This window comes from Streptomyces sp. P1-3 (genome assembly GCF_050613155.1).
Classification (GTDB): Bacteria; Actinomycetota; Actinomycetes; order Streptomycetales; family Streptomycetaceae; genus Streptomyces.
Window position 1 is genome coordinate 5,991,698 of sequence record NZ_CP192512.1, and the last position, 23,312, is coordinate 6,015,009.

At 69.4% G+C, this 23,312-nt stretch carries 20 protein-coding genes and 1 tRNA gene; 10 read left to right on the forward strand and 11 right to left on the reverse strand.

Annotation, left to right across the window (positions count from 1 at the left end; translation table 11 throughout):
* Nucleotides 1-5: 5 nt before the first annotated feature.
* The 4 genes from ACQUSR_RS25570 to ACQUSR_RS25585 all read left to right on the forward strand — a co-directional run bounded on the left by ACQUSR_RS25570 (nucleotide 6) and on the right by ACQUSR_RS25585 (nucleotide 4,930).
* Complete coding sequence (locus ACQUSR_RS25570) at nucleotides 6-383, forward strand: chorismate mutase (protein ID WP_431044956.1); 378 nt, start codon at nucleotides 6-8, stop codon at nucleotides 381-383.
* A gap of 74 nt (nucleotides 384-457) precedes the next feature.
* On the forward strand, nucleotides 458-1,144 hold the full coding sequence (locus tag ACQUSR_RS25575; RefSeq protein ID WP_431044957.1) for a GmrSD restriction endonuclease domain-containing protein: 687 nt from the start codon (nucleotides 458-460) through the stop codon (nucleotides 1,142-1,144).
* 98 nt (nucleotides 1,145-1,242) lie between these two features.
* A complete protein-coding gene (pepN, locus tag ACQUSR_RS25580) occupies nucleotides 1,243-3,813 on the forward strand; it encodes an aminopeptidase N (RefSeq protein ID WP_431044958.1) in 2,571 nt (856 codons plus the stop codon).
* 250 nt (nucleotides 3,814-4,063) lie between these two features.
* Entirely contained in the window at nucleotides 4,064-4,930 is an 867-nt protein-coding gene (locus tag ACQUSR_RS25585; RefSeq protein ID WP_431044959.1) for an SDR family oxidoreductase, read from the forward strand.
* A 382-nt stretch (nucleotides 4,931-5,312) separates the two neighbouring features.
* On the opposite strand, the gene atpF is transcribed toward ACQUSR_RS25585, so the two are convergent.
* Nucleotides 5,313-5,789 (reverse strand): F0F1 ATP synthase subunit B, encoded by a 477-nt coding sequence (gene atpF, locus ACQUSR_RS25590; RefSeq protein ID WP_431044960.1) that lies wholly within the window; start codon nucleotides 5,787-5,789, stop codon nucleotides 5,313-5,315.
* A gap of 161 nt (nucleotides 5,790-5,950) precedes the next feature.
* Between atpF and ACQUSR_RS25595 the strand changes: the two genes are divergently transcribed.
* Together ACQUSR_RS25595 and ACQUSR_RS25600 are read left to right on the forward strand one after the other, a co-directional pair.
* Nucleotides 5,951-7,348, forward strand: coding sequence for a pyridoxal phosphate-dependent decarboxylase family protein (locus tag ACQUSR_RS25595; RefSeq protein WP_431044961.1), 1,398 nt, complete (start codon nucleotides 5,951-5,953; stop codon nucleotides 7,346-7,348).
* On the forward strand, nucleotides 7,345-8,754 hold the full coding sequence (locus tag ACQUSR_RS25600) for a lysine N(6)-hydroxylase/L-ornithine N(5)-oxygenase family protein (RefSeq protein WP_431044962.1): 1,410 nt from the start codon (nucleotides 7,345-7,347) through the stop codon (nucleotides 8,752-8,754). The genes ACQUSR_RS25595 and ACQUSR_RS25600 overlap by 4 nt, the downstream gene beginning before the upstream one ends.
* A 387-nt stretch (nucleotides 8,755-9,141) precedes the next feature.
* Here ACQUSR_RS25600 and ACQUSR_RS25605 read toward each other — a convergent pair whose 3' ends face one another.
* Entirely contained in the window at nucleotides 9,142-10,938 is a 1,797-nt protein-coding gene (locus tag ACQUSR_RS25605; protein WP_431044963.1) for a bifunctional metallophosphatase/5'-nucleotidase, read from the reverse strand.
* 112 nt (nucleotides 10,939-11,050) lie between these two features.
* Between ACQUSR_RS25605 and ACQUSR_RS25610 the strand changes: the two genes are divergently transcribed.
* From ACQUSR_RS25610 to pyk, 3 genes are all read left to right on the forward strand, one after another.
* Nucleotides 11,051-11,500, forward strand: a complete 450-nt coding sequence (locus ACQUSR_RS25610) for an NUDIX hydrolase (protein WP_431044964.1) — start codon at nucleotides 11,051-11,053, stop codon at nucleotides 11,498-11,500.
* Nucleotides 11,501-11,541: 41 nt separating this feature from the next.
* On the forward strand, nucleotides 11,542-12,267 hold the full coding sequence (locus ACQUSR_RS25615; protein ID WP_431044965.1) for an SIMPL domain-containing protein: 726 nt from the start codon (nucleotides 11,542-11,544) through the stop codon (nucleotides 12,265-12,267).
* A gap of 167 nt (nucleotides 12,268-12,434) precedes the next feature.
* Complete coding sequence (pyk, locus tag ACQUSR_RS25620) at nucleotides 12,435-13,868, forward strand: pyruvate kinase (protein WP_431044966.1); 1,434 nt, start codon at nucleotides 12,435-12,437, stop codon at nucleotides 13,866-13,868.
* A 57-nt stretch (nucleotides 13,869-13,925) separates the two neighbouring features.
* Here pyk and ACQUSR_RS25625 read toward each other — a convergent pair whose 3' ends face one another.
* Nucleotides 13,926-14,714: a helix-turn-helix domain-containing protein gene (locus tag ACQUSR_RS25625; RefSeq protein WP_431044967.1), complete on the reverse strand. Its 789-nt coding sequence runs from the start codon at nucleotides 14,712-14,714 to the stop codon at nucleotides 13,926-13,928.
* Between the two features lie 89 nt (nucleotides 14,715-14,803).
* Nucleotides 14,804-14,888, reverse strand: a tRNA-Leu gene (locus ACQUSR_RS25630).
* A gap of 92 nt (nucleotides 14,889-14,980) precedes the next feature.
* On the opposite strand from ACQUSR_RS25630, the gene ACQUSR_RS25635 reads away from it, so the two are divergent.
* Nucleotides 14,981-15,628 (forward strand): ANTAR domain-containing response regulator, encoded by a 648-nt coding sequence (locus tag ACQUSR_RS25635; protein ID WP_431044968.1) that lies wholly within the window; start codon nucleotides 14,981-14,983, stop codon nucleotides 15,626-15,628.
* A 90-nt stretch (nucleotides 15,629-15,718) separates the two neighbouring features.
* On the opposite strand, the gene ACQUSR_RS25640 is transcribed toward ACQUSR_RS25635, so the two are convergent.
* The 7 genes from ACQUSR_RS25640 to ACQUSR_RS25670 all read right to left on the reverse strand — a co-directional run bounded on the left by ACQUSR_RS25640 (nucleotide 15,719) and on the right by ACQUSR_RS25670 (nucleotide 23,181).
* Entirely contained in the window at nucleotides 15,719-16,435 is a 717-nt protein-coding gene (locus ACQUSR_RS25640; RefSeq protein WP_431044969.1) for an ABC transporter ATP-binding protein, read from the reverse strand.
* Entirely contained in the window at nucleotides 16,432-17,316 is an 885-nt protein-coding gene (locus tag ACQUSR_RS25645; RefSeq protein WP_431044970.1) for an ABC transporter ATP-binding protein, read from the reverse strand. The genes ACQUSR_RS25640 and ACQUSR_RS25645 overlap by 4 nt, the downstream gene beginning before the upstream one ends.
* Before the next feature lie 5 nt (nucleotides 17,317-17,321).
* On the reverse strand, nucleotides 17,322-19,058 hold the full coding sequence (locus ACQUSR_RS25650; RefSeq protein WP_431044971.1) for a branched-chain amino acid ABC transporter permease: 1,737 nt from the start codon (nucleotides 19,056-19,058) through the stop codon (nucleotides 17,322-17,324).
* Nucleotides 19,059-19,071: 13 nt separating this feature from the next.
* Nucleotides 19,072-20,004, reverse strand: coding sequence for a branched-chain amino acid ABC transporter permease (locus ACQUSR_RS25655; RefSeq protein WP_431044972.1), 933 nt, complete (start codon nucleotides 20,002-20,004; stop codon nucleotides 19,072-19,074).
* 100 nt (nucleotides 20,005-20,104) lie between these two features.
* A complete protein-coding gene (locus ACQUSR_RS25660) occupies nucleotides 20,105-21,334 on the reverse strand; it encodes a branched-chain amino acid ABC transporter substrate-binding protein (protein ID WP_431044973.1) in 1,230 nt (409 codons plus the stop codon).
* A gap of 437 nt (nucleotides 21,335-21,771) precedes the next feature.
* Complete coding sequence (locus ACQUSR_RS25665) at nucleotides 21,772-22,209, reverse strand: hypothetical protein (RefSeq protein ID WP_431044974.1); 438 nt, start codon at nucleotides 22,207-22,209, stop codon at nucleotides 21,772-21,774.
* A 63-nt stretch (nucleotides 22,210-22,272) separates the two neighbouring features.
* Nucleotides 22,273-23,181: a trypsin-like serine protease gene (locus ACQUSR_RS25670; protein ID WP_431044975.1), complete on the reverse strand. Its 909-nt coding sequence runs from the start codon at nucleotides 23,179-23,181 to the stop codon at nucleotides 22,273-22,275.
* Between the last annotated feature and the right edge of the window lie 131 nt (nucleotides 23,182-23,312).

Consider the following 23,312-nt stretch of genomic DNA (forward strand, 5'->3'; position numbering starts at 1 on the left):
TGCTCATGACGAACCGCGAACCCGCCGACAACGACGCACCCGGCGCCATCGACGAGTCCGTACAAGCCGAGCTGAGCCGGCTGCGCGAGAGCATCGACAACATCGACGCCGCCGTGGTCCACATGCTCGCCGAGCGCTTCAAATGCACCCAGCAGGTCGGCCACCTCAAGGCCGCCCACCGGCTGCCGCCCGCCGACCCCTCCCGCGAAGCGCGCCAGATCGCCCGACTGCGGCAGCTCGCGGAGAGCGCCAACCTCGACCCCGCCTTCGCCGAGAAGCTGCTCAACTTCATCATCGCCGAGGTCATCCGCCACCACGAACGGATCGCCGAAACCGCCCCGGCAGCCCCGGGCGACGCCCCCGCGGCCACCCCGCTCGAGTGACCCTCCAAGCCTTCACGGCCCGGCGCACAGTCCCTCCCGCTAGGAAGGTGCCAGCCCCCCCAAGGAGGACTGGCATGGCGCGTACCCGTATCCGTCTGCGTATCCGAACCGCGATCACGGCCTGCGCGGCGACGACCGCGGCCCTGCTGACCGCACCGACCGCCCCGGCGGCAGCGACCTCCGGCGACACCGTCACCACCACCCTGCACCAGGCCGTCGCCGACCTGCCCATCGCGGCCGAGGACCGCACCGGCTACCGCCGCGACCTGTTCCCGCACTGGACCGACGAGGACCAGGACGGCTGCGACACCCGTGACGAGGTGCTGCTGGAGGAAGCCGTCACCCCACCGGAGACCGACTCCCGCTGCACCCTGGTCGGCGGCGCCTGGCACTCGTACTACGACAAGACCGACCACACCAGCGCGCGGTCCCTCGGCATCGACCACATGGTCCCCCTCGCCGAGGCATGGGACTCCGGCGCCTCGGCCTGGTCCGAGGAAGACCGCCGCGCCTACGCCAACGACCAGGACGACCCCCGGTCCCTGGCCGCCGTGACCGCGGCCGAGACCCGGGCCAAGGGCGACCAGGACCCCGCCCAGTGGGAACCGTCCGACGACAGCGCCGACTGCCGGTACACCGCCGAGTGGCTGGTGGTGAAAGGACGCTGGCGGCTGACGGCCGACCGCGCCGAGGCCGCCGCCCTCGAACAGCTCGCGGGCGAGTGCGAGGACGAGAGGATCACCTACACCCGCGCCCGCTGACCGGACCACACCCCTCGCCACAAGGCAGCCGCTTCGCTCAACGCGGACCTCGCCCCTTACCGCTGCGCCGCCCACATGCCGTACGGCAGCATGTCCCCATGTCCGTACTGAGGCGCGACGAAGCGCAGACCCGAGCCCGCCTGATCGACACCCACCGCTACCACATCGACCTCGACCTCACGCGCGGAGCCGAGCTGTTCGGCTCCACCACCACCATCCGCTTCAGCGTGCGCGAGACGGACACCGACACCTTCGTCGAACTCAGGCCCGAAGTCCTGCACCGCGCCACCCTCGACGGCCGCGACCTGGACCACAGCGCATACACGGACAACCGCCTCACCCTCATCGGCCTCGCCGCGGGCGAGCACGAACTCCGCGTCGAGGCCGACATGCGCTACTCGCACACCGGCGAGGGCATGCACCGCTTCACCGACCCCGCCGACGGCGAGACCTACCTGTACACCATGTGCTGCATGGCCGACGCCAACCAGGTGTTCGCCGCCTTCGACCAACCCGACCTCAAGGCCGTCTTCGAGGTCACCGTCACCGCCCCACCCGAATGGACCGTGCTCGGCAACGGCATCGCCGAACGCGTCGGCGACCCCGCCGACGGCCGCTGGCACATCGCCCCCACCCCACCCATCAGCACCTACCTGATGGCGCTCGCCGCCGGCCCCTACCACTCGGTGCGCACCGAACACCGCGGGCTCCCCCTCGGCCTGCACGTCCGCCGCTCCCTCGCGCCCCACCTCGACGCGGACGCCGACGAACTCTTCGACATCACCAAGCGCTGCTTCGACCGCTACCACGAGATCTTCGACGAGCCCTACCCCTTCGACTCCTACGACCAGGCGTTCGTCCCCGAGTTCAACTCCGGCGCCATGGAGAACCCCGGCCTCGTCACCTTCCGCGACGAGTTCGTCTACCGCTCCGCCGTCACCGACGCCCAGCGCCAGACCCGCGCCATGGTCATCGCCCACGAGATGGCCCACATGTGGTTCGGCGACCTGGTCACCATGCGATGGTGGGACGACATCTGGCTCAACGAGTCCTTCGCCGAGTACATGGGCTTCCAGATCCTCACCGAGGCCACCGGCTACACCGGCACCTGGGCCGACTTCGGCGTCCGCCGCAAGAACTGGGGCTACGACGCCGACCAACGGCCCTCCACCCACCCCGTGGCCCCCGCCCCCGGCCCCTTCACCCCCACCCGCCCCGACCCCGTCCCCGACACCGCCTCCGCCCGCCTCAACTTCGACGGCATCTCCTACGCCAAGGGCGCCTCCGCACTCCGCCAGCTCGTCGCCTGGCTCGGCGAGAAGGACTTCCTCGCCGGCATCAACGACCACTTCGCCCGGCACCGGTTCGGCAACGCCACCCTCGCCGACTTCATCGACTCCCTCGCCCGCGCCTCCGGCCGCGACGTCCACGGCTGGGCCGACCGCTGGCTGCGCACCACCGGCGTCGACACCCTCACACCCGAGATCACCACCGACGGCGACCGCTGGACCGCCCGCATCCGGCACGACGGCAGCGGCGACGGCACCCGCCCGCACCGCATCGCCATCGGCCTGTACGACCAGCGGCCCGCCGCCCCGCACCAGCTCGCCCCGCGCAAACGGATCGAGGCAGACCTCGACGGCAGCGGCCAGAACCTCACCCTCACCTTCACCGGGCACCGCCCCGACCTGCTCCTCCTCAACGACGCCGACCTCAGCTACGCCAAGATCCGCCTCGACCCCGGCTCCTGGGACACCGTCCAACGCTCCCTGTCCGGCCTCCCCGACCCCCTCACCCGCGCCGTGATCTGGAACGCCGCCCGCGACATGGTGCGCGACGGCGTACTCGACCCCACCGCCTACCTCGACACCGTCCGCGCCCACCTGCCGCACGAGACCGACACCGCGATCGTCGAAGGCGTCCTCGGCTTCGCCCGGCTCCACGTCGCCGACCTCTACCTCCCCGCCGAACAGCGCCCCGCGGCCCTGAACACCCTGCTGGCCACCTGCCGGGACCTGCTGCGCCGCACCGAGGACGGCTCGGGACCAGGACTGCGACTGGCCGCCGTACGGACCTACGCAGACAGCGCCACCGGCACCGCCGAACTGACCGACTGGCTGGCCGACGGCACCGTACCCGGCGGCCCCGCGCTCGACCCGGAACTGCGCTGGCGCTTCCTGCTCCGGCTCGCCGTACTCGGCGCCGCCACCCCCGACGACATCGACGCCGAACTCGCCCGCGACCCCAGCGCCACCGGCGCCGAAGGCGCCGCCCGCTGCCGCGCCGCGCTGCCCGACCGCGCCGCCAAGGAGGCCGCCTGGACCGCCCTGTTCGACCGGGACGACCTGTCGAACTACCTGGTCACCGCCACGGCCGAAGGCTTCTGGCAGCCTGAGCAACACGACCTCCTCCGCGGCTACCTGCCCCGGTACTTCCCCGCCGCCGTCGCCCTCGCCGACCGCCGCGGCCCCGCCATCGCCGAGGTCGTCGGCCGGTACGGCTTCCCCACCGGCGCCGATTCCGAGACACTGCGGCTGGGCGAGGAGTGCCTGCGCGACGCCGACCTCCTGCCCGCCCTGCGCCGCCGCCTCGCCGACCAACTGGACGACGTACGACGTGCTCTGCGAGCCCGCGAAGCGAACGCGTCGAACCTGTCCGGGGCAGTCTGAGGACCGGGATCGACCGGGGTCCGGGGTCCGGGGTCCGGGATCCGGGGCTGAGGTCCGGATCCGGGGTCCGGGGCTGAGTCCCCGGAGCGCGGTCGAGTAGTTCGGCCACGGCGTCCGGACGTAGGTCTCATGACCGAACCCGACTGGTCCCGCACGCCGATCCGGCGAGCCGCCCGCCCGCATAGCCTCACGGCACGGGCGGTCAGCCCGCCGGACAACGCGGCACCCGCCGCCCGCAGAAGGAGCGCGCATGATCGTTGTGACCGGTGCCACCGGCAACGTGGGACGTTCCCTGGTGACCCAGCTTCTCGCCGCCGGGCAGGCCGTGCGCGCCCTGACCCGCGACCCCGGGCGGGCCCTGCTGCCCGTCGGCGCCGACGTCGTCGGCGCCGACCTCAGCGAACCCGCCGAGCACGACGCGCTGTTCACCGGCGCCACGGCCCTGTTCCTGAACCTGAGCGCGCTCAGCGGGCCCACCCCGCTCAGCGCCGGGGCCGGCACCACCACAGCACTCCTCGACGCGGCCCGCCGGGCAGGTGTCACCCGCGTCGTCATGCTCTCCTCGGGCATCATCCAGGAGGGGGCCGACACCGCCCATCCCATCCACCGCCACCACGCCGAGCACGAGGCCGCCGTCCGCGACAGCGGCCTGGAGTGGACCTTTCTGCGGCCCAACGCGTTCGCCACCAACGCCTTCCAATGGGCGCCCCAGATCCGCTCCGGCGACACCATCCGCGGCCCGTACCCGGACGCCAACACCGCCCCGATCCACGAACACGACATCGCCGCCGTCGCCCTGACCGCCCTCCTCGAAGACGGCCACACGGGCGCCGCCTACCGGCTCACCGGCCCGGACGCCGCCACCACCGCCGAGCAGATCCACGCCATCGGCACCGCGCTCGGCCGCACCCTGACCTTCCGCGAGATCCCCGCCGACGACGTCGGCCCGGACCTCTTCCCCCACGTGCCCCCGACCATGCTCCCCGCGATCCTGGCCAGCTTCGCCGCGACGGTCGGCGTCACCCCCGAGATCACCACGACCGTACGGGACGTGACCGGCACCCCCGCCCGCGCGTTCACCCGTTGGGCGGAGGACCACCGCGACGACTTCCGCTGACCTGTGCCCGGGCCGCGCGGCCCGGCCCGGACACGGCGAGGCGGCCCCGGCAGAACACCGGGGCCGCCTCAGCGGTTCTCACACAGCGGCGAAAGGCCGCCGACGCCCGCCGACGTCCTACGCTCGCAGGCGAGCCGACGCACCTACGCCGGCGGGCGAGCCGACGCACCTACGCCGGCGGGCGAGCCGACGCACCTACGCCGGCGGGCGAGCCGACGCACCTACGCTGATGGGCGGGCAGACGTTACCTACGCTCGCGGGTCCGCGGACGGCACCTACGCTCGCGGCGAGCCGACATCACCCACGCTGGCGGGCGGGCCGAGGTCACCTCTACGCTCGCAGGCGAGCCGACGTCACCTCTACGCTCGCGGGTCCGCCGACGTCACCCACGCTCGCGGGCGAACTCGTCCAGCGACTCACCGACGATCTTGCCCGCGAGCGTCGTCGCGAGCGCGTCGATCTCCTGGTTCAGCGACGCCTCCGCGAGGGCCCGGTCCGCGTCCAGCTGCGTCCGCGCCGCCGCGACCATCTCCTCACGCTGCCGCTGCCCCTCGGCACGCAGCTCGGCCAGCAGCACCGCGCCCTGCTCCGCCGACTCCTGACGCAGCCGCGCCGCCTCATGGCGGGCCTCGGCCAGCAGCCGCTGGTACTCCTCGTGCAGGCGCTCGGCCTCCGCGCGCGTCTCCCCGGCCCGGTCCGCAACCCCCTCGATCGCGTCCTCGCGCTCCCGCAGCACCTTCGCGATACGCGGCAGGAGCACCCCCGCCAGCAGGGCGAAGACCAGTGCGAACGAGACGAACGCGGCCACCAGGTCCGGCCATTCGGGCTTGAGCGGGCCAATCTCCAAGGACAGTTCCATACGCATCAGGGTACGGGGCCGAAGCGACCACCCCGACCCGGGGAAGCCAAGCGGCCGTACCACGTAAGGGTGGACTCCAGGCGACAGCGGCCCTGGGTGCTCATCCGACAAGTAATTTAGGGCGGCCTTCCCGTACTGACCTCGACCCGAGGGGCACACCCATGCCTGTGCCCGCATCCGGGACCGCCCGCCTCCTCGCCGGAGGCCCCGACGGCCCGCGCGCGCTCCGCCCGATGCTCGACATCGTCCTCGACGCCCTCGCCACCGGCGCCGCCGACCGGGCCGGCCCGCTGCCGTCCGGCGGACCCGGCGCCGTCAGCCACCGCGTCCGCGCCGCCGCCGAACCCGCCCTCCCCACCACCGGCACCGGCGCCCGCGACGCCCTGCACACCCTCGTCCACGCCCTGGCCGCAGGCGCCGCCGACCCCGCGGAACCGCACTGCACCGCCCACCTGCACTGCCCCCCGCTCGCCGTCGCCGTCGCCGCCGACCTCGCCGTCAGCGCCCTCAACCCCTCCCTCGACTCCTGGGACCAGGCACCCGCGGCCGCCGAACTCGAAGCCCTCACCTGCCGCGCCCTGGCGGGCCTCGTCCACCCCGGCGCCCCCGCCCCCGACGCCCTGGTCACCACCGGCGGCACCGAATCCAACCAGCTCGCCCTGCTCCTCGCCCGCGAGGCCGCCCCCGGCCGCCTGCACATCGTCTGCGGTGCCAACGCCCACCACAGCATCCACCGCGCCGCCTGGCTCCTGGGCCTCCCCGCCCCCCTCACCCTCCCCACCCCCACCGGCGTCCTCGACCCCCACCGCCTGCACACCGCCCTCAGCGGACTTCCCGACACCCCCACCCTCGCCGTCGCCACCGCGGGCACCACCGACACCGGCGCCATCGACCCCCTGCCCGAACTCGCCGACATCTGCGCCGCGCACGAGACCCCCCTGCACATCGACGCCTCCTACGGCGGCCCGCTGCTGTTCAGCGACACCCACCGAACCCGCGTCGAAGGCCTGGACCGGGCCCGCACCGTCACCCTCGACCTCCACAAACTCGGCTGGCAACCGGTCGCCGCGGGACTCCTCACCGTTCCCGACACCACCCAGTTCGCCCCCTTGGCCCACCAGGCCGACTACCTCAACGCCGATGACGACACCGACGCCGGATACCCCGACCTCCTCGGCCGCTCCCTGCGCACCACCCGACGCCCCGACATCCTCAAGATCGCCGTCACCCTGCGCGCGCTCGGCCGCACCGGACTCGGCGCCCTCGTCGACCAGGTCTGCGCCACCGCCCAACACCTGGCCGACCTCATCGAAGCCCGCCCCGGTCTCGAACTCCAGGCCCGCCCCACCATCAGCACCGTCCTGTTCCGCCCCACCGGAGCGGACGACACCACCGTCGCCGACATCCGCCGCACCCTGCTGCACCACGGCCACGCCGTCCTCGGCCGCGCCACCACCGGCGAAGGACTCTGGCTCAAAGCCACCCTCCTCAACCCGCACACCCGCCCCGGCGACCTGCACACCCTGTTAGACCTCGTGGAAGGCACTACGGCCCGATGACACCCCCCGACCCCAACCCCAACCCCGATCAGCCGCTCGACCTCGCGGGCATCGGCATCGGCCCCTTCAACCTCTCCCTCGCGTGCCTCGCCCACGGCATCCCCGGCCTGCGCACCGCCTTCTACGACCAGCGCCCCGCCTTCCACTGGCACCCCGGACTGATGATCGAAGGCACCACCCTCCAAGTCCCCTTCCTCGCCGACCTGGTCACCCTCGCCGACCCCACCAGCCCCTGGTCCTTCCTCAACTACCTCAAAGCCCGCGGCCGACTCTTCCCCTTCTACCTCGCCGAGCGATTCCACCTGCACCGCGCCGAATACGACGGCTACTGCCGCTGGGTGAGCGAGCAACTTCCCGGCCTGCACTTCAGCCACCAGATCGACGGCGCCCGCTGGAATCCCGAACGCGCCTTGTTCGAAATCGACTACACCCAGCTCGCCCCCAGCGGCGAAACCCACACCCTCGGCCGCACCTACGCCCGCCACCTCGTCCTCGGCGTCGGCAGCGCCCCCCACGTCCCAGCCCCGCTCCGCCCCCTCGCCCACACCCCCGACGTACCGCTGTGGCACTCCGCCGACTACCTCGACCACCGGTCACAGCTGCTCGCCGCCGGACACGTCACCGTCGTCGGCTCCGGCCAGTCGGGCGCAGAGGTCTTCCTCGACCTGCTGCGCAACCGGCCGCACGGCGCGGAGAGGCTGCACTGGCTGGCGCGCACCCCCGCCTTCGCACCCATGGAGTACAGCAAACTCGGCCTCGAGCAGTTCACTCCCGACTACACCCGCTACTTCCACGCCCTGCCCGAAGCGGTACGCGACCAACTCCTGCCCAGCCAATGGCAGCTGTACAAGGGCATCGACCACGACACCATCGCCGCCATCCACGACGAGCTGTACCAGCGCACCCTGCACGGCGGCTGGCCCGACGCCGTGCTCACTCCCGGTGTCACCGTGCGCACCGCCGGCCGCGTCGCCGCCACCCGCGTCGAACTCCACCTGGAACACATCCAGCAAGGCACCCGCAGCCGACTGACCACCGACGCCGTGGTGCTGGCCACCGGCTACCGCGAGCGCAGCGTCGACACCCTGCTCGCCGCCCTCGCCCCCTACATCCGGCGCGACGCCGCCGAACGCCCACGCATCGACGAACACCACCGGCTCGTCCTCGACCCCACCGTCACCGGCTCGGTCTACGTCCAGAACGCCGAGCGCCACACACACGGCGTGGGCGCCCCCGACCTGGGCCTGGCCGCATGGCGCAGCGCCGTCATCCTCAACTCACTCACGGGCACGGCGACGTTCCCGCTTCCGGCGCGGACCGCGTTCACGACCTTCGGACTCGACCCGCGGCCGGGGCCCGGGAAGCTCCCCGATCAGCGAGACCGTCTGGCGCGTACGCGGACATGACCACACCGCGATCCCGCCCTTGACCTCGGGCTCAAGCGGATGCGAGTCGGGGTGGGCGGGACACTCGGGCCACACGGCGGGCTTGAGCGCCGCGCACAGTGCCTCCACCGCCCAGACCTGTATCTGGTCGGCGACGTGCGCGATGCGCTCGGCGTGGTTCCGGCCGATCCACAGACCTATGCCCGTGCCGCTGCCGTCCCGTTCGTAGAGCACAACGTGCTCTTCACCGTGGTACACCTCTTCGGCGACCTTCGGCTGAACGGCACAGGTGGCGGACAGGTCCCGGAGCACGGGTTCCAGCACGGTGGCGAGCTCTTCGTTCATGCCGCCAGTGTGCCGAACCCGGCCGGGACCCGCCCTCCGTTATCCACAGGGACGGACCGATAATCAGAAGATCGGCGCGCCGTCGCGCGTCAGCTTCCAGTCCACCGACGCGAACGCCGCCACCTCGATCGTCCCCTTCGCCTTCACCCACCCGATGATGGTGTTGCGGATCTCGTCCGAGTCGGCCCACACCTGCTTGGCCGCCGCCACATGGGGGAAGTTGCCGCCACCGCTCGCCCGGTAGTTGTTCACCGCCAGCACGAACCGCGCATCCGGGTCCACCGGCTTCCCGCCGAACGACAGCTTCGCGATCCGCGCCCCCGGCTCCTTGGCGATGTCGATCTCATACGCCAGACCGCTCACCGCGTCGTAGTTGTAGTCCGGAATGGCGTCCGCGTTCGTCAGCTTCGCCGGATCGACCTCGCCGCCCGCCGGAGTCCGCACGTAGTACCGCGCCGAGAACTCCAGATAGTCCTTCAGCTGGGCGCCGGTCAGCACCCGCGCCTCCAGCGTGTTCTCGAACGGATACAGCCCCGCGACCTCCCGGATCGTCACCTCACCCGCCGGGATCGCAGCGGTACGCGAGAAGCACGACGCCTGGGAGAGCACCGGCAGCGCCGCGTACTCCGTCCCTGCCAGCGCCTCCTTCACCGTCTCCGCCTGGACGTGGTTGATGAAGTCGATGATCGGCGTGTCCTTGTACGGCGCCTCGCCGGCCGCCATCGCCGCAGTGGAGGTGCCGATGACCTGGTTGACGTACTCCACGACCTTCTTGTGCTCATCACCGAGCAACCCGACGATCCGAGGGTCCTCCGGGACCGTGTTGGAGTTCAGCACCTTCGCCGACACCGACTCCACACTCCAGCGGCCCTTGCCCCAGACCAGCTCGAAGTCGAAGAGCGTGAGCCGCTGCCCCCACTTCAGGGGCTCCGAAAGCACGACCTGCTTGCCGGTCTCCTTGTTCGTCACCCGGTACTCGGGGATCTCCGTGTGCGCGTGACCCACCAGAATCGCGTCGATGCCCGGCACCTGCTCGGCGATCAGCGCCGCCGCGTTCTCGATGTACGGGAGCTGATCACCGTAGGAAGACGTGCCGCTGCTGCCCGAGTGCGCGGACACGATCACGACGTCCGCCCCCATCGACCGCAGCTTCGGCACCCACTTCGCCGCCTGCTCCTCCAGCCCCGGGAACGTCATCTTCCCCTGCACATGGGCCTTGTCCCAGATCGCGATGCCCGGGTTCGTCAGCCCCAGCACGGCCACCTTCACATCCCGCCCGCACGGGGTGCGCAGCCGCGTCATCCAGTACGGCGGAAAGGCGGGACGCAGCGTCTTCGCGTCCAGCGCGTTGGCCCCCAGCAGCGGAAAGTCGCACTGCTCCTGGAACTTCCGCAGCACCGGGATGCCGTAATTGAACTCATGGTTGCCCAACGCCGCCGCGTCATATCCGATCGCGTTCATCGCCTGAGCCATCGGATGCACCGGGCCGTCCTCGCCCGTGATCGGGTCCACCTTGGCGTAGTAGTACGACAGCTGGGTCCCCTGGATCGTGTCGCCCGCGTCGATGAGGAGGGTGTCGCACCGCCCCTTCTCCCGCCGCACCCGCTCCACCAGCGTTGAGATCTTCGCCAGACCCACATCGTTGTGGGCCTTGTCGTCGAACTCCTTGTCCGTGAAGTAGTCCCAGTTGAACACGTTTCCGTGCAGATCCGTGGTGCCCATGACGGTAAAGGAGTACCGCTTTCGGTCCGGGCGACCGGGCCCGTGCGCCTCGGCAGGCGCGGCCGCCGCCCCCGCCAGCGCGACGCCCGCACCAGTGGCGGCGGAACGGCCCAGGAACGTCCTTCGATCAAGCGGCATTCGAATCTCCCCTGAAGATGGTCACAACGCGCGTAGATTCTGGCGTAAGAGTGAGGAACGACAACACCCCCGAAAGGTTTCGATCAGGTTGCTACGCGGTCATGCTGGAACGATGACCCACCACGTGCTCCGCGTCGCCGCCTACGCCGTCTGCATCCGCGACACGAAAGTCCTCCTCGCCCGATGGATCGGCCCGGACGGCAAACGATGGACCATGCCCGGCGGCGGCATCGAGCACGGCGAAGACCCCTACGACGCCGCGATACGCGAAGCAGCAGAAGAAACCGGCTACACCATCACCATCGACCGACTCCTCGGCATGGACTCCACCCGCCGCAACTACGCACGCCGCGGCCGCGGCCGCACCGACTTCCACGGACTGCGCATCATCTACGCCGCCCACGTCACCGGCGGCGAACTACGCCACGAGACCAACGGCTCCACCGACCGCGCCGAATGGATCGACCTCGACCACATCCCCGCACTGCCCCGCGTCGGCCTGGTCGACATCGCCCTCGCCCTCCACACCAAACGCCCACCACACGGTCGCACCACACCATGAAGCCCGACGGCACCACCACCCCAGTCAGGAGCCACCACCCCATGGACCAGCCACCCCACCCCACCCACAGCGCCACCACCCACCTGCCCTACGGCACCCCCGACAGCCCACGCCTGGCCGTCCGCGGCGAAGCGCGCCTCGAAGTCGACCCCGAAATCGCCCGCCTCAGAATCAGTGTCACCGCCCGCGGCACCGACCGGCGTACCACCCTCGACGACCTCACCACCCGCAACCAGCACACCCTGGAACTACTGAAGTCCTACGGCCCAGCGATAGAAAAACTCGCGACCGGCGGCTTCACCCTCACCCCGCAACTCACCCCGAAAGGCCGAAACGAACGCATACGCGCCTACCACGGCACCGTCCACACCACCGCGGTCATCGCCGACTTCACCATCCTCGGCGAACTGACCACCCGCCTCGCCGACCAAGACCTCACCAGCATCGACGGCCCCTGGTGGGCACTGCGCGCCGGATCCCCCGCCCACCGCCAAGTCCGCCAAAAAGCAGTAAAAGAAGCCGTCCGCCGCGCCCGCGAATACGCCGAAGCACTCGACGCCCGCCTCGTCGCCCTGATCGAACTCGCCGACCACCAAGCGGACACCCCCACCACCGGGTTCTCACGACCAGGCGGAGCACGCATGCGCGGAGCCACCGCAGGCGGAGCAGCCCCCGACACCCCGCCCGCCCTCGACCTCGAACCCCAGCGCCAAACCGTATACGCCCACGTCAACGCCCGCTTCACGATGACGCGTCCCGAACTGTGAGCCGGCCCGTGGCCGCCACCCCAACCACCGCATGCCGAGCCTCCCCGCCGCTCATCGGAGCACCCCCGTGCACGTTTCAGAAGTTGTCAATAGCCCTTAACCCAAAGGCCGTTGGGCAGTAGGGCGTACACCGCTCTCTACCGGCCGGTAAGTCATAGGCTCGAAACATGCGCCGAGCAAAAATCGTCTGCACCCTAGGACCAGCGACAGACTCGTACGAGCAGATCAAGGCACTCGTCGAGGCAGGAATGGACGTCGCCCGCTTCAACCTCAGCCACGGCACCTACGCCGAACACGAGGAGCGGTACCGCCGGGTGCGCAAAGCCTCCAACGAGACCGGCCGCAGTGTCGGAGTCCTCGCAGACCTTCAAGGCCCGAAGATCCGCCTCGGCCGATTCCGCGAAGGCCCCGTACTCCTTGAACGCGGCGACGAGTTCACCATCACCGTCGAGAAGATCGAAGGCGACCGCCACCGCTGCGGCACCACCTACACCGGCCTCGCCGCCGACGTCAGCAAAGGCGAACGCATCCTCGTCGACGACGGCCGTGTCACCCTCGAAGTCGTCAACGTCGACGGCCCCCGCGTCAACACCATCGTCATCGAAGGAGGGATGATCTCCGACCACAAAGGCCTCAACCTCCCAGGCGTCGCCGTCTCCGTCCCCGCCCTCTCCGACAAGGACGTCGAAGACCTGCGCTGGGCGCTGCGCACCGGAGCCGACGTCATCGCCCTGTCCTTCGTACGCAACGCCGACGACGTCATCGACGTCCACCGCATCATGGCCGAAGAGGAACGACGGCTCCCCGTCATCGCCAAGATCGAGAAGCCCCAAGCCGTCGAGAACCTCGACGCCATCGTCGACGCCTTCGACGGCATCATGGTCGCCCGCGGCGACCTCGGCGTCGAAATGCCACTCGAACAGGTCCCGATGGTTCAGAAACGCGCCATCAAACTGGCCAAGCGAAACGCCAAACCGGTCATCGTCGCCACCCAGATGCTCGACTCCATGATCGACAACTCCCGCCCCACCCGCGCCGAAGCCTCCGACGTCGCCAACGCCGTCATCGACGGCACCGACGCCGTCATGCTCTCCGGCGAGACCAGCGTCGGCAAATACCCCGTCGGCACGGTCAAGACCATGGGCCGCATCGTCGCCGCCGCCGAGCAGGACATCCTCGCCAAGGGCCTGCCCCCACTCACCGAACGCAGCAAACCCCGCACCCAGGGCGGCGCCGTCGCCCGCGCCGCAGCCGAAATGGGCGACTTCCTCGGCGCGAAATTCCTCGTCGCCTTCACCCAGAGCGGAGACACCGTCCGCCGCCTGTCCCGCTACCGCTCACCCATCCCCCTCCTCGCCTTCACCCCCGAACCGGCCACCCGCTCCCAGCTCAACCTCACCTGGGGAGTGGAAACCTTCCTCGGTCCAAAGGTCGACACAACGGACGAGATGGTCAAACAGGTAGACGAGGAACTCCTGCGCATCGGCCGCTGCCGCGAGGGCGACACCGTGATCATCACAGCAGGCTCCCCGCCCGGAGTCTCCGGCTCCACGAACCTGGTCCGCGTCCACCACATCGGCGAAGCCGTCTCGCCCCGATAACCCGCGCGCCCCTTTCGAGCCCCCGCTCCGTTCAGCGGGGGCTTAGTGCATGCGGAGTCAGTACTTGGGCCCGATGTGCGCGTCCATGAGCGCCACGGAGGCGCGCCGCGCCACGGAGATGTTCTGTGCTTTGCGGCTCTGGCGAGTGGGCTTCCACTCGACCCCGAGCTTGTCGAGAGTGTCGGTGAAGAGCCGGGTGATGTCCTCGGATGCGTTGGTGAAGAAGTACCGGGGGTACTCGTAGCGCTTGCGCTCACCGCCGATGACGCGGGTGGTCCAGTTGGTGATCCGTGAGCCATCGGAGTGGATCAAGCCACGGACGAACTCCCAGGGGTGAATGTCCACAAGCCTCTGTTGCCAGGGTTCCAGGGCGATAGGGCGCTCGTGTTTCTTACCTGCACCGTGCTGAGGGAAGAGGCAGGATAGGTGCTTGGAGTACACCTTTACGTAGGTGCAGCCCGTACTGCGAACCCTGCATGCCTTGTTGTCGGGGAGGACTGCGCGGACGGCCGCCGAGGCCCTGTCTATGAGTCCGGGCCATGTGTTGCTGCATGCGATGGAGAGGCTCGGCACTCGATGCTTGTGGTAGTGCATGATGTGGCCGTCGCCAAGGTAGAGGCCGAGCAGGTACGCATATGCTGCTTCGTCCAGCGCCCGGCCGTCGCAGCGCGGGCATAGGCGCTCGGGGCTGCCTGGGAGCATGCCTCGCTTCGCGCGGTCGAGGTGAAGCCACGAGCGGACGGTTCCGGGTGGTAGGCCCAATGCTCGCGCGACGTCCGAGCTCTTGCCTCCGGAGCGGAGCAGAGTGAGCGCCTGCCGTCGCACTTCGGTGCCATGTGTACGCATGGGGCAACACTGCGTGATTGGGGTCGCTCGCGGAGGCGGAACGACCAAGGTTCACGAGAAGGCGAGGTTCCGCTTCGTGCGGATCAGGGTGCCCGGTGTGGGATTCGAACCCACATGCCCCAAAGGGCACGGCGGTTTGAGCGCCGCGTGTCTGACCAGTTCCACCAACCGGGCCGGTTGTGCCGCCGTAAGCGTACCCTGTGCCGCCAGGCGCTCGCTGCTAGGTAGGCTCATGGTGCCCCACCTGCCCAGAAGCGAGGAGCACAGTGAGCGCCACTGACGCCCCCGACGCGCAGCCGCACGTCCCCCCGCACACCACCCGCGTCGTCATCGCCGAGGACGAGGCCCTCATCCGCCTCGACCTGAAAGAGATGCTCGAAGAAGAGGGGTACTCCGTCGTCGGTGAAGCGGGCGACGGCGAGACGGCCGTCGCGCTCGCCCAGGAGCACCGGCCCGATCTGGTGATCCTCGATGTGAAGATGCCGGTCCTCGATGGGATCTCCGCGGCCGAGCGGATCGCCGCGGACAGCATCGCACCCGTTCTGATGCTGACCGCCTTCTCGCAGCGTGAGCTGGTGGAGCGCGCGCGGGACGCCGGTGCGATGGCGTATCTGGTGAAGCCGTTCAGCAAGAGCGATGTGGTTCCGGCGATCGAGATGGCCGTGTCTCGGTTCGCGGAGCTCAAGGCGCTGGAGAAGGAGGTCTCGGACCTCTCGCAACGGCTGGAGACGCGGAAGCTCGTCGACCGGGCCAAGAGTGTTCTGCAGACGCAGTACGGGCTGACGGAGCCGGCCGCGTTCCGTTGGATCCAGAAGACGTCGATGGATCGTCGGCTGTCGATGCAGCAGGTGGCGGAGGCCGTGATCGAGGACGCCGAGGAGAAGAAGGCCGCCAAGGACGCCAAGGAGCAGTAGGGCGGCAGTAGGCGCGTACGTACGCGAGCGCAGGGGCCCGCACCGCCGATCCGACGGTGCGGGCCCCTGCGCGTGTGCTGCCGGGGGGGCTCAGTCCTCGCCCAGATACGCCTTCCGTACGGACTCGTCGTGCAGCAGTGACTCGCCCGAGCCCGACAGTACGATCTTGCCGATCTCCATCACATGGCCCTGGTCGGCGAGCGACAGTGCGGCCTGTGCGTTCTGCTCCACCAGCAGGATGGTCGTGCCCTGGGACTTCAGTTCGCTGATGGTTGCCATGATCTTCTGCATCATGATCGGCGACAGGCCCATCGACGGTTCGTCCAGCATCAGCAGCTTGGGCCGTGACATCAGGGCGCGGCCCATGGCGAGCATCTGCTGTTCGCCGCCGGAGAGGGTGCCGGCGGCCTGGCTCCTGCGTTCGCCGAGGATGGGGAAGAGCTCGTAGGCGCGCTCGATGTCCTTGGCGATGCCGTCGCTGTCCTTCCGGAGGAAGGCGCCGAGCTGGAGGTTTTCGGCGATGGTGAGCCGGGGGAAGATGTGCCGGCCTTCGGGGGAGTGGGCGAGGCCCAGTGCGACGATCTTGTGTGCGGGGACTCCGGTCAGCGGTTTGCCGTCGAAGAGTACGCGGCCGCTGAGTGGCTTGAGGAGTCCCGAGAGGGTGCGCAGTGTGGTGGTCTTGCCGGCGCCGTTGGTTCCGATGAGGGTGACGACTTGACCGGTTTCGACGCTGAATGAGATGCCTTTGACGGCTTCGATCTTGCCGTAGGCGACCCGGAGGTCCTCGACCTCAAGGAGTGCGGTCACTGTGGGTCCTCCGTGCGTGCGGTGGTGCTCTGCTGCGCTTCGGCGGCTTCGACTTCTGCTGCTTCGGCCGCGCCGGGCGCGCCTTCGAAGGGGGTGCCGAGGTAGGCGGCGACGACGCGTTCGTCGCCTTGGACGACGCTGGGTGTGCCTTCGATGAGCTTTTCGCCCTGGACGAGGCAGGCGACGCGGTCGCAGAGGTTGAAGATGAAGCGCATGTCGTGCTCGATGACGAGGACGGCGATGCCCTGGTCCCGGATGGCGAAGATGAGTTCTTCGGCGGCCCGGGTCTCCTGCGGGTTCATGCCGGCCGTGGGCTCGTCGAGGAGGAGCAGGCCGGGGTCGCTGGCGAGTGCTCGGGCGATCTCCAGTTTCCGCTGTTCGCCGTAGGGGAGGTTGCGGGAGAGGTGGTCGGCCTTGTGGGCGAGGCCGGTGAACTCCAGCAGTTCCATGGCGCGGCGTGTGGAGGCGGCTTCGGCTCGTTTGAATCCGGGGCCGCGGAGGAGGGCGGACCAGAGGCCTTCTCTGGTGCGGGTGTGCCGTCCGACGAGCACGTTTTCCAGGACGGTCATGTTGGCGAAGAGCCGGATGTTCTGGAAGGTGCGGGCGATGCCGGCCTGGGTGACCAGGTGGGGTTTGGGCGGGAGCACGGTGCCGCGGTAGGACACGGTGCCCTCGGTGGGAATGTACAGCCCGGTCAGGCAGTTGAAGAAGGTGGTCTTGCCGGCGCCGTTGGGGCCGATGAGGCCGACGATCTCGCCGGGGTGGACGGTGAGGTCGACGGAGCGTACGGCGGTGAGTCCGCCGAAGCGCATGGTGACGCCGCTGGCGTCGAGGACGGGGGTGGTGTCCTTGGTGGTGGTCTCGGGCGCTGTGTGCGTCATATCGGTCACGCCTCCGCCTTGGTGACGCCGACGGCTGCGTCGTCCAGGCCCTTGGTGGGCACGTCGAGCTGGTCGGTCTCGTGGTATTCGAGTTGCTGCCGTCGGTTGGGGATGAGCCCTTCGGGGCGGAAGCGCATGAGCAGGATCAGTGCGATACCGAAGGCGAGCAGCTGGTAGTCCTGGAGGAAGGTGAGTTTCTCGGGGATGAGGAAGAGCAGGGCGGCGCCGAGGAGGGGGCCGCTGATGGTGCCCATGCCGCCGAGGATGACCGCGGCGAGCAGGAAGGCGGAGTTGGGTGCCACGGGTCCGGTGAATACGTACTGTTCGGGCACGACGGTGTATTGGGTGTGGGCCCAGACGGTGCCGGCGACGCCGGCGAGGGTGGCGCCGAGGGCGAAGGCGATGAGCTTGAGTCGGAAGCCGTTGATGCCCATGGCGGTGGCGGCGGTCTCGTCTTCGCGGATGGCGACCCAGGCGCGGCCGATGCGGGAGTTTCCGGCCCGGCTGAAGACCATGACGACGAGGACGGTGAACAGCAGCATCAGCAGGTAGTAGTTGGCGAATGAGCCGAGTTCGAAGCTGCCGATGGTGTGGGTTTCGCCGAAGTCGTATCCGAAGATGACGAGGTCGGGGATGTTGGGGACGCCGTTGGGGCCGTTGGTGAGGCTGGGGCCGGAGTCGCCGTCGAGGTTGTTGACGACGATGCGGAAGATTTCTCCGAAGCCGAGGGTGACGATGGCGAGGTAGTCGCCGCGCAGCCGCAGGGTGGGTGCGCCGATGACGACGCCGAAGACCAGGGCGGCGAGGGCTCCGGCGAGGACGGCGGCCCAGAAGGGGAAGTGGACGTCCAGGGTGGAGGCGGTGGATCCGGAGACCAGGGCGGCGGTGTAGGCGCCGACGCCGAGGAAGGCGACGTAGCCGAGGTCGAGCAGGCCGGCGAGGCCGACGACGACGTTCAGGCCGAGCGCGACGGTCGCGAAGATGAGGATGCTGACGCCGAGTTGGAGGTACTGGTCGTCGGTTTGGGTGAAGGGGAATGCGGCGGCGGCCGCGAAGGCCGCGGCGGCGGTGGCGGTCCGGTTGTTCTGGGTGAGGGCGGAGAGGCGGGCGACGAGGCCTGCCTTGTGCAGGGCTGCGGTGCCGAATCCGACGGTGATGAGGTAGCCGATGAATTCCTGGCTCTCTTCGTCGTCGATGTCGACGCCGTAGGTGATCACCTGGAGGGCGATTGCGAAGGCGACGACGATGAGGAGGATTTCCAGCCAGGAGCTGAGCTTCTGGGGCCGCTTGGCCAGGCGGGTGTCGTCGGGGATGAGGAAGGAGGCCGCGGCCGGGATGGTGGAGGCGACGGCTGCGACGTAGCCGCCTGGTTCGAGGTTGACCAGTCCGCCGAGGTCGACGGTGATGGCGATGACGGTGAACCAGGTGGTGGCGAAGGCGCCGAGGGCGGCCAGCCGGATGGCCTGGGTGGCGCCGGTGGGTACCAGCCAGCGCAGGCCCTTGATGTCGTAGGAGGCCAGGGTGAGGAGGGTGGTGGCCAGACCTGCGATGAGGGTGAAGATCTGGAGGCCGCCGGGGTAGCCGTTGATGGTGAGGTTGCCGGGGAAGGCGGCGGTCCAGGTCCAGGCGAGCATGGTGCTGCCCGCGGTGGCCAGGCCGCCGGCGGCGGTGAGGACGCGCCAGAGGTTGGTGCGGGGGGCCGTGGTGGTGGTCTTGGCCGGGGTGGTGGTGTCGGTGCTCATGTGTGTGACTCCCTCACGCCCGGTCCGCTACGCGTTCGCCGAGCAGGCCTTGTGGCCTGAGCAGCAGGACGGCGATGAGCAGGGTGAACGCCCATACGTCCTTCCAGGCGCCGCCGCCGAGCTGCTCCATGCCCGGGATGTGCTCGATGTACTGGATGGCCAGGGCTTCGACGAGGCCGAGGACGACGCCGCCGAGCATGGCTCCGTAGATGTTGCCGATGCCGCCGAGGACGGCGGCGGTGAAGGCCTTGAGGCCGGCGATGAAGCCCATCTCGAAGTTGATCTGGCCGTACTTGAGGCCGTGGGCGGTGGCCGCGACGGCGGCGAAGGCGCCGCCGATGGCGAAGGCCATCACGATGATGCGGTCGGTGTCGATGCCCATGAGCTTGGCCGTGTCGGGGTCCTGCGCGGTGGCTTGCATGGCGCGGCCGGAGCGGCTCTTGGAGACGAACAGGCCCAGGGCCATCATGCAGGCGGGGGCGGCGAGCAGCAGGAAGAGGTCGGCCCGCTGGATGTGCAGGTTGTCGAGGATCTCGAAGGACTTGCCTTCGAACTGCGGGAAGGAGCGGGGGTTCTTGGCGTCGGGGTAGAACGCCCAGATGACCTGCTGGAGGGTGATCGACAGGCCGATCGCCGTGATCAGTGGTGCCAGCCGTGGTGCGTTACGCAGGGGGCGGTAGGCGAAGCGTTCGGCGGCGGTGGCGATGGCGACCGAGGCGACGACGCCGCCTATGAGCATCAGTGGTATCGCCAGGGTCAGCGCGGTGCCGCTGGGGAGCCAGAGGAAGATGGTGAGGGCGCCGAAGCCCCCGATCATGAAGATCTCGCCGTGGGCGAAGTTGATGAGCTGGACGATGCCGTAGACCATGGTGTACCCGATGGCGATCAAGCCGTAGAGGGCGCCGAGGGTCAGGCCGTCGATCAGCGTTTGCGGCAGTTCGTGCACCGCAGGGCCTCCGATGAGCGTGTCGGATGTGAGGCCGCGCGAGGGTGCTGGTGAGCACCCTCGCGCGGATTAGGTCAAGTGGTGCGGGGTGGGGTCGGGGTCAGTCCTTGAAGGTGTCGCTCTTGACCGAGATCCACTTGCCGTCCTTGACCTGGTAGACGGTGAGCTGCTTGTTGGTGGTGTCGCCGTACTCGTCGAAGGCGACCTGGCCGGTCACGCCGTCGAAGGAGACCTTGTTGAGTGCTTCGGTGACCTTGGCGCGGGCGTCGTCGGGCAGCTTGCCGTCGTTGCCTTCGACGACGGTCTTGACGGCCTGGATGATCGCCCAGGCGGCGTCGTAGGAGTAGCCGCCGTAGGCCGCGTACGGGTCCTTGTAGCCCTGGGCGTCGTAGTTCTTGATGAATTCCTTGGCGGAGGGGAGCTTTTCGACGGGGTAGCCGACGGAGGTGGCGAGGTCGCCGTCGTTGCTCTCGCTGGACGCCTTGACGAAGGCGGGGTCGTAGAGGCCGTCGCCGCCCATGGTCGGGATGTCGGCGCCGGCCTTCTTGATCTGGTCGGAGAGCAGACCGCCCTCGGGGTACTGGCCGCCGAAGTAGACCGAGTCGGCTCCGGAGGTCCTGACCTTGCTGGCGATGCCGGAGAAGTCGGTCTCCTTGACGGTCAGGTGGTCGGTGTCGACGACCTTGCCGCCGAGTCGCTTGAACTCCTGGGCGAAGATCGAGGCCAGGCCGGAGCCGTAGGCCTGCTTGTCGTCGATGACGAAGACTTTCCGCTTCTTGGCGTCCTTGTAGTAGTACTGCGCGGCGAAGCGGCCCTGGATGATGTCGGTGGTGGCGGTGCGGAAGTAGGTGGGGAACTGCCGCTTCTTGTCGCCTCTGGTCCAGCCGGGGCCCTGGGTGAGGTCCGGGGTGGTGTTGGCGGGGGAGACCTGGGCGAGGTCGGCCTTGGCGAAGACGCCCTGCATGGACTGGGCGACGCCGGAGTTCAGTGGGCCGACGACGCCGAGGACGTCGTCGTTGCCGACGAGCTTGGTGGCGTTCTGCTGGCCGGAGGCGGGGACGGCCTTGTCGTCGTAGGACTCGACCTTGAAGGTGACGCCGTCGACTTCGTTGTTCTTGTTGGCGATCTTCGCCGCGAGGTCGACGGAGTTCTTGATTCCCTGGCCCAGTGCGGAGAGCGAGCCGGTCAGCGGGGCGTCGACGCCGATGACCACGGTTGTCTTGCCGCCGTCATCGGCGTTCTTGCCTTCGTCCCGCGAGCCACATGCGGACAGTCCGAGAGCTCCGGCGGTGATCGCGGAGGTGAGTATGAGCAAGGAACGGTGTCGCACGGGTGAGTCCTTTCCCTGGCGCGGCTCCTCTGTAGAGGTGCCGATCGCTCGCCGGATGACGGTGGAGCGTGTTGTGAAGATTCGGTGCGCCACTCGGCCGCGTGGTGACTGGCCGTGACTCTAAGCGCGTGTGGCGATTAGAGGCAGAGGTGCAGGCCAGGATGTGACGCTCTTGTTATGCCGAAGGTCACCGGATGGTGTCTGTGTAGCAAAAACGAGGGCGCAAAACCGGCATATCGCTAGTTTTCGATGAGTCCAGATACTGAGAATCTGCAGTTCCGCTAAGAAGTCGTGGCTTGAGTGGACGCTTGTGAGCGGAGGGTGGCCCAGGCCGTCCGGAAAATGCGTGTGGCCTACATCTCACCGCCGAGGAAGATCGCGGAGGAGATCGCGTCGACATTACGGAGTGTTACCTCCATCGTCTCCTCACCTGCGCCTCAGGGGCGGGAGCGCCAGTTCTCGGAACTGCCCGTGGCGCCGCGCTCGGCGGCGCACCGGTGCTTCGCCTGGCGCTTGATGAGCTCTTTCGCGGCCTCGGTGCCCCGCCGCCGGCGCTCGGCGTGTGCCGCCGCCACGATCTGGTCGTGGATCGCCAACTGCTGGTTGGACAGCCCTTTTTGCTCCCAGTCCAGACCTGCCCACCTGCCGCCGGTGAGCGCTTCCTGGGCCCAGTAGGAGATGAGCGCCGCGCAGGTCTCCTCGGGGCTGGAGGGCTCCGGCGCCGGGCCGCGGTCGTCCGCGCCGGTGCTGGAGCCGCCGCAACCGGCCAGCAGGGCGGCGGCGAGGAGGAGGCGGCAGGCCCGGCCGAAGCGGGCCGGCGTACGGGGGCAGGGCTGGGCGTGGGCGCCGGCGGGTGTACGGGGCGAGGCCCTCATGGGCGCACGGTAGAGCCGCGGGCGGCACACGGCAATGGTGCTGTCGCGTGCCGCCGGGCGGGATCAGGGAAGCTTCACGTAGGGCGCGAGGAAGGTGCGGGCGCCGGGAGTGTCCAGACGGTACGTCACATTCGTGGCGTAGCAAGGGGTGTCGCCGGTGATCGTGGTGGCGGCCAGCAGGCGCTTGCCGTCCACCATTGCGAAGTTGGGCCCGCCCGAATCGCCGTAACAGGCGCCGCCGTTACCCTGCGGTGCGGTCATGGCCAGCCGGATCCAGGCGTCGTTGAGGGCGTCGAATGTCACCGGTGCCTTCAGGCGGATGCCGCCCCCGGGGTGGGTGTGGCCGCCGGGTTCGCGCTGGGCTTCCTGCGTGCCGTACCCGGCCACGGTGAAGTCGGTGTCGTTCAGCCCGCGTGCGCCGAGCCGGTCGAAGAGTCCCGCGGTCGGCAGCGTCGCCGGGGTGAAGGACCAGCGGGCCTTCACCTTGTCGGCCGGCAGTTCGATGACGGATATGTCGTGGGTGTCAGCGGCGGGGCCGGGGTAGTCGGGGTGGCTGTGGGCTGTGCCGGGCACCGCGACGGCGGCGGCGACGGCCGCCGGGTCGCCCGGGTGCTGCGCGGCCGCCTTGTCCAGTCCGGCCTGCACGTCCTGGTCGAGTGAGACGTAGAACCGCACGTTCTCGGGCCAGTCGGTGGTGCAGTGCGCGGCGGTCAGGAAGGTGTCGGCGTCGACCATGGTCCCGGAGCAGACCCAGTCGACCCGGTCGGGTGTCGCGGGATTGTCGTCGTTGTCCCAGGTGGCGACGAGGGCGCCGACCTCGGTGCGCTCCGGGGCGGGTGTCGCGTTGTACGAGTTGATGGCGGCGGCCGGGAACTGTGCGGTCAGCGCGAGGGCGGTCGCTGTGGCGGCGACGACGGCGCTCCGCTGCCAGGTGGATCTCAGGCGTATGGCCCGCAATGCGAACTCCTTCATGTCAGGCGTCCGTTGGGGGTCCCCAGGTCGAACGCGCTGGGGAGGTGTCGCCCCGCATTGAAGCGTGCCGACGCGTGCCATGAAAGCCCTGTTGAGGAAGTGACCGTTGTGCTATGCCGTGCCGGTCCGCG